The sequence below is a fragment of the Shewanella sp. genome (assembly GCF_051658185.1).
Classification (GTDB): domain Bacteria; phylum Pseudomonadota; class Gammaproteobacteria; order Enterobacterales; family Shewanellaceae; genus Shewanella.
In genome coordinates, this window is sequence record NZ_JBOFMC010000189.1 from 1 (window position 1) to 6,414 (window position 6,414).

At 47.2% G+C, this 6,414-nt stretch carries 3 protein-coding genes and 1 pseudogene; all 4 read right to left on the reverse strand.

Features of this window, described 5'->3' with window-relative positions; genetic code table 11:
* Positions 1–341, reverse strand: a pseudogene (locus ACRCZA_RS07590) (hypothetical protein); the annotation flags it as partial.
* Positions 342–697: 356 nt separating this feature from the next.
* The gene (gene mdoH, locus ACRCZA_RS07595) at positions 698–2,881 is read right to left on the reverse strand and encodes a glucans biosynthesis glucosyltransferase MdoH (protein WP_438673848.1); all 2,184 of its coding nucleotides are present in this window, start codon (positions 2,879–2,881) and stop codon (positions 698–700) included.
* 23 nt (positions 2,882–2,904) lie between these two features.
* Positions 2,905–4,533 (reverse strand): glucan biosynthesis protein G, encoded by a 1,629-nt coding sequence (locus ACRCZA_RS07600; protein ID WP_438673849.1) that lies wholly within the window; start codon positions 4,531–4,533, stop codon positions 2,905–2,907.
* Between the two features lie 458 nt (positions 4,534–4,991).
* Positions 4,992–6,386: a sensor histidine kinase gene (locus tag ACRCZA_RS07605; RefSeq protein WP_438673850.1), complete on the reverse strand. Its 1,395-nt coding sequence runs from the start codon at positions 6,384–6,386 to the stop codon at positions 4,992–4,994.
* Positions 6,387–6,414 lie beyond the last annotated feature (28 nt).

Sequence of the window (6,414 nt, forward strand, 5' to 3'; positions counted from 1 at the left end):
AAAAGTGTTTGATAATGCTCGCTAAAGATGGGACTCACTCCGGCCAAATCGAGTAATAACACTTGCTCTGTTAACAAGGAATGATCATCGAGCACATTGGCTGACATCGGTTCAGCATTAGCATGAGGAGCGACCGCCCCCGTCACTAACCCTACGCCCCCCAAAAACAGCAAAACACTCAACCATAGCTGCAGCGCCCGAGATCGTAAGTCCTCATGGGGTAAATACTGACGACTTAACCGCGTATCGCTTAACCGTTTATAGCTTTGCCGCGTATCACTTAGAAACGTATAGCTTTGGAGCTTATCATTTTGAGAACTTATACTGTGCAAAATCGACATACCTCTCTCCCTCACACCCTTCTCAAGCTGAGTATTACCAGCTCGCGATACTGATTAAACTATTTCATTTAATCCCCCAAATTGCCAGACGTTCCGCTCTGTTTGCGTACATTAATTACGCAGTTAACACAAGCGGGAAGATTGATAGTAAAAAGCCTTAAACAAAGCGCCCATGAATAACAGCGGCAGAGATAAAAAAGACTGACGGCTAAAGGGTTTCACAACCAAGACTCTCCGCTTAAAAAGCAAAAAAATACCACGGTAAACACCGTGGTATTTTTTGAAATAGCGAGTTGAACATCACTATTTAAGGATAAGTGGCCCGTTAATTGGCTTATCCGTGTATTGGCAGTGCCCTAACAAAATGACACGAGATCCTCGGCCACATATTGCTCTGGCAATTTTTGCAGGCTGAGCAACATCAATGGATTGGCCAAAATTAACGCCATTTCCTGACGATTAAACAAGGCTAATGCACTTTGCTGGCACTGGGCTTCATGCACTTTCACGTGCACTATCGCCTCAACTGGCTCAATCGGTGTACCTGCAGCGCGCAGCGGTTGCTTATCGACCATGGCTAAATGTAACGCCATCAAGCTAGGATCTTTAAGTAACTGAGCTAAGGTCCACGGCTCGGCAATATGCTCCTGATAGGCAGCCCTCGCCTCCTGAGCCTGTATACAAATCGCCGCAGGGCTACGTTCTTCTGGGGTGGCTAGAATACCTGCAGTTTTAAACACTTCACCAATTTTGACTGAACCGGTCCACGCCGAAATTGGCACTGCCAGCCATAAACCAATTAACGCCGGGCTCATCCACGCCAATAGGGTTAACGAATCAAGCATCGCTGCGTAACCTAACATCACCCCGGCTAACATATGCCAGCGATGTCGATAGATCAGGGTCAACCATGGCATACTGCCATCGTCACGCCGTTGCGGCGACCAACCACTATCGCGGCCCATCAAAATTGACATCACAGCACCGCAATGGATAAACATCATAATGGGTGCAATCAATGCGGAAAGAATGACCTCAAATAACACGCTGAAAATCGCTTTTATCCGCCCTCCCACGCTCCGAGCAAATTCGCCATTTTTCAGTAACAGTAACACACCAAAAATCTTTGGCCCAAACAGCACCACCATTGTGATGTAAAACAATCTCAACGCGCGATCCGAGTCCATAATTGGCCAAGTCGGAAACAGCGAAAATTGATCGGTAAAATATTCAGGTCGAATGAAGTGTGCCTGCAGCGCTAACATCAAACCGGTAAGGATCAATAACAGCCAAAACGGTGAAGACAAATAGGCCATAATCCCCGTCATTAAGTGTAAACGACTGACCCAGTGTAGACCTTTAGTGGGTAAAATCCGCGAATGCTGCAAATTACCTTGGCACCAGCGGCGATCACGCACCGCCAAATCGACAATCGAAGGCGGACACTCCTCATAGGAGCCGGGTAAATCATAAGCAATCATGACACTCCAACCCGCTCGACGGATCAGCGCCGCCTCGACAAAGTCATGGCTCATAATGTGGCCACCAAAAGGCGGTTTGCCTTTAAGATTTGGCAGTCCGGCGGCAGACATAAAGGCTTCTGTACGAATGATGGCGTTATGCCCCCAGAAGTTGCCTTCCTTTTGCACCCACCAGCCTAACCCTGTGCCGATCACCGGACCATAGATCCGCGCCGCAAACTGTTGTAAGCGCGCCATTAAGGTGGTGCCGTTGATCAAATAAGGGATCGTTTGGATCAGCCCCGCATCAGGATCGGCCTGCATCCGCTGGGCTAGTCCGGTGATGGTTGAGGATTCCATTAAACTATCGGCATCGAGCACTAACAAGTGATCATAACGCGAGCCCCAGCGCCGACAAAAATCGGCCACGTTACCCGCCTTACGGGCCACGTTTTTGCGACGGCGACGATAATACACCCTTGAATGTTTATGGGTTTCTTCACGTAAGACCAAAAAAGCCTGCTCTTCGAGCAAGGCGATTTCCGGATCCGTGGTATCACTTAAGATAAACCAATCAAAGGCATGACCATGACCGGTTTGAGATAATGCCTGCGCCATCACCGACACGGCAGAAAACACCCGATCTGGAGATTCGTTATAGGTTGGCATTAAAATCGCGGTGCGCGTATGTAATGGGCTTGACTCTAGCTCTTTCGCCTTAGGCTTTTTCAATAGCAGCACAAAACCGGCAATACCACTGCAAAAAGCCAATGCAATCCAGCAAAAGTTGATGGCAAAGAGCGCCAACATTAAATATTCCAGCGGGGTAATTCCCCCAATACTGAACACCGAGCACATTTCATAAATGGCAAACAACGACAGCAGCAACGCACCGCCCACGACCCAAAAACGGCGCATGGCGAGCGAGCGTACGCCATTAGCAACTGTGCTACGGCGCGGAAAACCAGGGGGCATTTGGCTTAAACTTTGGGGTTCCATCGCGCCAGGCCGTTCATGTGGCATGGCGCTGCCCCCTTTGAGGACTTCGGTGTCAAGCACCGAATTCTCGGATACAGTCATAATAAATTGCTCCGTCATGGACCTTATAACGTCCAGCGATAGAGCCAGGTCTCAACCTGACGCGGTGTTGGAAATTTAAGTTCGGCACGTAATTCGATAAGGTCTTTATCTTCCGGCTCTAACTCAAAGGAGAGGCGATAGCCATTATTGGCCGCATTGCGAGCAACCACCACATTTGAAATCACCCCAGCTGAACCTTCCACCTTCGCAAGGGGAAGAGCATCAGGCATTGGGCCATTTACTTGGTAATCAATAACAAACAAGCGTCTTGGCGTGGCTTTTGCGATATCCGCCCGGCCACTTGCAGTACGGCTAATCACGACAGCATCGGCTTTCACCGCAGGCTCTGCGCCCCAGCTCATCCGGTAAGCAAAATGGTATTCGCTTCCCGCAGGAATTGGCTGACGTGGTTTCCAGAAGCTCACGATATTATCATGAATTTCTGATTCGGTTGGAATTTCGGTTAACACGACCGCGCCTTGGCCCCAATTGCCAAGAGGCTCAATCCATAAACTTGGACGACGCTCGTACTGTGCTTCGAGATCCTGATAAGCATCATATTTACGTTCACGTTGAATTAACCCAAAGCCCTGAGGTGAGTTATCAGAAAACGCACTGACTTGTAACTGCCGGTGATTGGCGAGCGGGCGCCATAAATGCTCACCACGACCATTAAACATCAATAAACCATCAGAATCATGTACTTCTGGTCTAAAATCATCGGTCTCATGGCGACCATTGAGTGAGTGCAAAAACATACTGGTGCTTGGCGCTAGGCCAACCTTACTCAACTCTACCCGTGGGAATAAGATGGCTTCAACATCGATTTGCGTATTGTCGCCAGGGCGCACAGAAAAACGATAAGCCCCCGCCACGCTTGGGCTATCCAAGAGCGCATGCACGACCACTAAGTTACTGTCATAGTGCGGACGTTCAACCCAAAAGGCACGGAAAATCGGAAATTCTTCCCCTTCAGGATCCGCGGTTTTCAGCGCTAAACCACGGGCTGATAAACCATAAGCATTGCCCTTACCTAAGGCGCGAAAATAACTTGCCCCTTGGAAGACCATTAACTCGTCAAATACACCCTCGTTATTCAACTGGTTATGAATACGAAAGCCAGAATATCCAATATCGTCATTCGGTAAAGCTTGGGTAATCACCTCACCTGCAGTGAAGTACTTAGGCTCATAGGCCAAATGGGTGGCTTGGTTGCCTTCAACAATGGCGATCTCAATTAAATCTTGAAAATAAAAGCCACGATGAAACATTTGCATTTGAAACGGTAACCCTTGATCACGCCAAATTGACGCCGTAGGGTTAAAGCGAATATCACGATATTCATCATAACTTAATTTCGCTAAGCCCTCAGGCAAAGGATCTTTAAGTACCACATAGGGTTTTGCCGCCAATTTACGGGCAAGCCTCACTACCGAATCGCTATCAAACGTGCCGGTTTTGGTGAATCGCACTTGGTTTTTATTGGCAGACTGGGGAGTGACTTTGGGGGGTACCGCCACTGGCTTGTTCTCAGCAGGTTTGGTTTCATCCGCATACACAGTACCAGACAAGGCAAACGCAACGCCGAGGGCGAGTGAACAAAGAAGTGATGAATAAGATTTGGACGATTGGCAATGCAACAAGCTAACCATAGAATAGGTAACCTAAAAATAAGCTAAAAAATCAATGTTTTTATGTATACAGTGAAATTTTTTCACGCCTGTTTGACGTCTAAAAAAATCATGCTGTTACATATCGCGCAAGATATCAGAAGGAGAAAAAAACGCATAAATAAAGATGCAAATAACCCTCCTTGAGCGATACTTTTTAGAAATATACTTATATCATAAAGAAATAACAAGCTAACATTTGCCGATAAATTTAACATTTATACACAACTACTGTCGCTAAAACGTGATTTTCGGCGGCAATCTAGGTAATAAGACGGCCTATTGGAATAATGAGCAAACACAGTGTACCATCATTGCAATTTAATTTAAAACAATGAGTTATAAATTAAATCATCTTTATTGGCGCGAGGAGTTCCGCTCGCAAATGAACAATTTGGCGGCTAACATCCGCCCCAAATATTCCTCAATGTTAAACAGTGCTATTGCGGAATAAACATACACACGATTAATCCCCCCTGCGCCCGCGGCTGGATAGTTAAGCGTCCTTGGTGCAGTTTGATGATATGTTGGCAAATCGATAAGCCTAATCCGGCACCTATGCCTTCATTTTCATTCACACGATAAAAACGCTCCGTCGCGCTGAGAATTTGCTCTGGGGTCATGCCTTGGCCACGGTCGGCAACGCGGATCTCAATCCCCTTATGCACCTGCTGCGCCGATATCGTGATTTGTGTTTCAACTTCGCTATATTTACATGCGTTTTCAATAATATTTTTTAACACTAACACCAAATAAAATCGATCGCAGATTAATTGCAGCGGCGGATCAACGTCAATCATCCATTCATAGTCCGTGATTTGTGGCATGAGTTGATTCAGCGCATCCTCTACCATCGAGAGTAACCCATGGGGTTGCACCTTAAGTTCATTGAGGGAATCAACCCTCGCCAGTAACAACAACTGCTCCACCATGTGGCTCATGTGAGCCACGCCAGCATTAATCGCCTGTAAATGGAGGTGATACTGGGGAGCATTGCCAACAAAACTCTCAAGCCCTTGTTGATGCAACTTAATCACCGCTAAGGGCGTTTTTAATTCATGGGCGGCATCGGCACTAAAACGCCGCTCCCTTGCAATAAATCCGGCAATACTGCCGATATAATGATTCAGGGCGCCTCTTACGGGGATAAGCTCCTTAGGCAAAGGCATGGTTAGCGGCGTTAAATCGTTTGCGGCGCGGCTAAGTAATTCTCGCTCAAAGGCCTTCAAGGGGCGAAACAGCAGATAAAGTAATAAGCTAATCAGCGCTAAGGTCAATGGCACCACCAGCAAGGGGACGAGGATCGAATTACGCACCATTTGCGAAATCAATTCCTGGCGCACTTCATCCTGCTGCGCGGTCATGATCCACACGTGCTCCTTGGTGGAAAAGTAACTAAACACATGCCAAAGCTCGCCGTTTATGGTGGTTTTATGGTAACCCTCATCAAAAGCGGTAATGGGCTGATGACCGATATTGTCTGATAATACCAAGAGCTGTTTTGTTTGGTTCCAAATTTGGAAGGCGAGTTTATGCTCATAGGCCAGCCTTAAGGTATTGGCCTTTTCAGCAAAGGAGCTAATTTGACTATCGGCAACATGAAGAATTTGCGGCGTGGGGGGAACGCCTTGCCGATCGACCTCATTATGATAAAAAAGCTCAAGAATTTTAACGCTTTGCAGCATTTGCGCATCGAATAGTTCTTCGATTTGCACCTTGGCATCCCGGATACTTAGCCCGCTCGAAATGCCTACGGATAACACAATGCCCGCCAGCATCAATAATGTCAGCAACCAACGCAATGAATAGCGCTGCATGCCGATGAATCGGGTCATTCCCATGTCTCCTTAATAATCCATCTCC

What these genes read in the sequence shown, in the direction of transcription:
- mdoH (WP_438673848.1), bottom strand. Translation starts at nt 2,881, where the DNA reads ATGACTGTATCCGAGAATTCGGTGCTTGACACCGAAGTCCTCAAAGGG.
- ACRCZA_RS07600 (WP_438673849.1), bottom strand. Translation starts at nt 4,533, where the DNA reads ATGGTTAGCTTGTTGCATTGCCAATCGTCCAAATCTTATTCATCACTT.
- ACRCZA_RS07605 (WP_438673850.1), bottom strand. Translation starts at nt 6,386, where the DNA reads ATGACCCGATTCATCGGCATGCAGCGCTATTCATTGCGTTGGTTGCTG.